Origin of the sequence: Salinicoccus jeotgali (assembly GCF_039538805.1) — a bacterium.
In the GTDB taxonomy this organism is placed as follows: Bacteria; Bacillota; Bacilli; order Staphylococcales; family Salinicoccaceae; genus Salinicoccus; species Salinicoccus jeotgali.
Genome location: NZ_BAABCK010000047.1, coordinates 1 through 3308, shown reverse-complemented (window position 1 = coordinate 3308; position 3308 = coordinate 1). Strand labels below are relative to the sequence as shown.

General features: G+C 39.4%; 3 protein-coding genes. All 3 read right to left on the bottom strand.

The genetic code is table 11. From position 1 onward, the window contains the following. Positions 1–413: 413 nt before the first annotated feature. The 3 genes from ABD734_RS07985 to ABD734_RS07980 all read right to left on the bottom strand — a co-directional run bounded on the left by ABD734_RS07985 (position 414) and on the right by ABD734_RS07980 (position 3063). Positions 414–2027 carry a BCCT family transporter gene (locus ABD734_RS07985; protein WP_344703155.1) on the bottom strand — a complete coding sequence of 538 codons (1614 nt, stop codon included), beginning with the start codon at positions 2025–2027 and terminating at the stop codon, positions 414–416. Positions 2028–2386: 359 nt separating this feature from the next. Further along, the gene (locus tag ABD734_RS12025; RefSeq protein WP_425568388.1) at positions 2387–2773 is read right to left on the bottom strand and encodes a DUF3021 family protein; all 387 of its coding nucleotides are present in this window, start codon (positions 2771–2773) and stop codon (positions 2387–2389) included. Further along, positions 2773–3063, bottom strand: coding sequence for a LytTR family DNA-binding domain-containing protein (locus tag ABD734_RS07980; protein ID WP_344703153.1), 291 nt, complete (start codon positions 3061–3063; stop codon positions 2773–2775). Before ABD734_RS07980 ends, ABD734_RS12025 begins: the two co-directional genes overlap by 1 nt. Between the last annotated feature and the right edge of the window lie 245 nt (positions 3064–3308).

The following is a 3308-nucleotide window of genomic DNA, read 5'->3' as shown; positions in this document are numbered from 1 at the left end:
CTACCCTCAATTCCTGAATCATTTTCAGCTTTTCTTCAAATGAATAATATTTGTCAGTCATAAAAGAACCCCCTCCAGGTTTACAGATGTTTTATTTCATCTGTAAACCTGGAGGGGGTCAAATCAGTCCTTCTGTCAGCCTTTTCTAGTTAAAGCAAGTATTATTTTTATTTATAAGACAGAAAGGCATTTCTTTATTCTAGAGTAATATTAAGGAATAAAATCCCATTAATTTTAAAAAATCTACATGAAAAATATTCATGTATTAATAAATCATCAAAGTAGATAACTAAGAAAGTATACAAGAAAAATTGGGCTACCGTTCTCCAAAAGCAGTTGGAGAACGGTAGCCTAATAAAGATGTCATGTAAGCTTAGGTTAATCATTTAGGCTATTCTTCTTTTTATATCAGATTATAGCTCGCTTTCATCTATACCTGCATCTTTTTGTGCCTGATATTCTTTTTGTTCTTTACTGAGGTACTCTTTCATCCGATGCTTGTTCGGGGTAATAGTGAGACCCAGATATTTCCTCTCTTCGTTGGCATCCTTATAGAATGAAATCATCATCATGATGATTACGAAGCTAAACGGTAAGGCTGCTATGATGGCTGCAGATTGGAGGGCTTCTAGACCCGTTTCCCCACCTGATAGGAGCAGCACATAAGCAATCGAGGACAAGCTGACGCCCCAGATGATCTTCAATTTCGATGAAGGACGCAATGAACCATTTGATGTCTGCATACCTATCACAAATGTAGCAGAATCTGCAGACGTGATAAAGAATGAAAATATCAATATAATCGCTATGATCGAAAGCGGCAGGCTAAGTGGTAACTCATTCAGTATGGCAAATAACTGTGTTTCTGGACCGAGTTCAACTATCGATGGTACTTCTTTAGCAATTTCAACGCCAGTAACACCAAATACCGTAAACCAGATAATGCCGATAGTGGTCGGTACGGAAATAAGGGCAATAACAAATTCACGAACAGTACGGCCTCTTGATACACGTGCGATGAAGATACCTACGAATGGGCTCCAACTTAACCACCAGGCCCAGTAGTAGATTGTCCATGATTGAAGCCATTCATTTTTATGAGTGTTAGTCGGGGCTGCGTCAAGGGTCTTCGCCAAAAATGTATTGAGGTATTCTCCAGTAGCAGTTGGCAGCATATTTAATATGAGCATGGTCGGGCCTAGTATAAGGACGGTTATGAGTAGTATTCCTGCCAAAATCATATTGAGATTGCTCAAATATTTGATTCCTTTTGACAATCCGCTCCATGCACTGATGAGGAAGAGGACTGTGACACCAGCAATAATTGCGCCTTGGGCGGTCAGATTGATTGGAAGGCCGAACAACTGATTCAGGCCACCGTTGATCTGTGTAGTGCCGACACCAAGTGAGACAGCCACTCCGATCACTGTAGCAAAGACAGTGAGCACATCGATGAAGACTCCGATGGGTCCGTCGACTTTATCACCTAATATTGGGCGCAAAGTCTTAGAAAGCAGTCCAGGTTCACCTTTTCTGAACTGGGAATAGGCGAGTGCCAAGGCAACTGCACCGTACATGCCCCATGCGTGTGCTCCCCAGTGGAATATAGTTGCACGGATGGACTCATGCAAGGCCTCTTCTGTTTCTGGACTAGCTGTGGCTGGTGCGACGAAGTGTGCAATGGGTTCGGATGTACCATAGAATATGACACCAATTCCCATACCTGCACTAAATAGCATGGTCAACCATGAACGGGTGCTGAACTCTGGCTCATGGTGCGGTTTGCCCAACTTTAGTTTTCCGATGGGGCTAAAGACAAGGAAAATACAGAAGAACAATGTGATGGAGGTAATGATCATATAGTACCATCCAAAGTAGTCACCTACCCAATTTGATATGGCTCCGGCAACAGCTCCAAATGATTCTGGGTTGATTGCACCGATAATTACCAGCAAAGCAATTATTAAAACCGAATACTTGAATACACTGGACGACTTTTTACTTTCGGGATCTGAAGAATTCTTCATTGACGCGCTCCTTATTGTTTGTGGAATATTATATAATCCACTTATTTTTTACTACCTGATAACATGAAAGACCTATCAATGTTAACAAACTTAAATAAGAAGGACAATTTTATTTTTATAATTGGTGCTCAATTTTATAACGTATAGCGTTATTATTAATGTATTGGATATGCAAAATCTTAAATAGAATAGCTTCATGGAATAGTCCAGTCATGTAGTGGCTTGGAGATTACATAATTAGATATATATATAAGCTCAATTCTCTCATTTGAAGCGAGAAAACTGAGCTTTATTGTATGAATTTCTATTTATCTTATCTGGTCTAAATAAACATTAGAGGGATTATGAGGCAGCCTCCCCTATTTATTACCTAACTTGTTATTAATTTTTTTGCTTTCTATCAACACGATAATATAGGAGACCGTGTAGATGATAAGCATAATGATTAATGTCAAGCTTGCAAAGGATAGAATATCCACTGACGTGAGTGCTATCCGCCCGTTAAACAATGCAATTATCGTGAATGAAGTAATTCCTACCGCTAGTTGGATTAGTGTAACGAATAACTGCGATAAATTTGTATAGTGTAGCATAGAGGCAAAGCCTATCATCATAGAGGCAATCCATACGGAGATGATTTCTTGAGGATGAAGCACTTCTACTGAACCTGAAATCCCATTCAAAAGATATATGAAGCTCCCAAGGCCGACGGCAACTGAGACATTTTTTATTATGTTCGTTAACATCATATTCCCAACCTTTCTTTTAATGCTCCAACATAGCGTCTTGAAATACTGATTTTTTTATCGTTCTTCATGCGTGCAATCAAGTTTCCGGAAAATGAAGGTTCGACACGGTCAATCATTTGAATATTCAACATCCCTGATTTTGACACTTTTAAAAATGTCTTGGATTTCATTTCTTCCATCAACGCACTCAAACTTTTGTTTGTCGTCGCGATTTGTTTATCATTTGTATATATGGTCAATGTTCTACCCTGCACCTCTGCGCAGATGATGGCCGATTTCTGAACCATCAAATACTCCTCTTCCGAGCGGATGACGAGGTTCTCCTTATCGGTTGTAAAATAATCTATGTAGGATATGATGCGTGCGCCTACATTAGCTGTACTAGTGTGGATTTTAATTTCATCACGCCGATTGTAAAATTAAGCTAGACACATAAAACGGTCACACATGATACACTCAAAATGGTTTTCCGACAAAAGAAATCATAGGAGTGATCATGCATGACCTACACCCATATTACCATGGATGAATT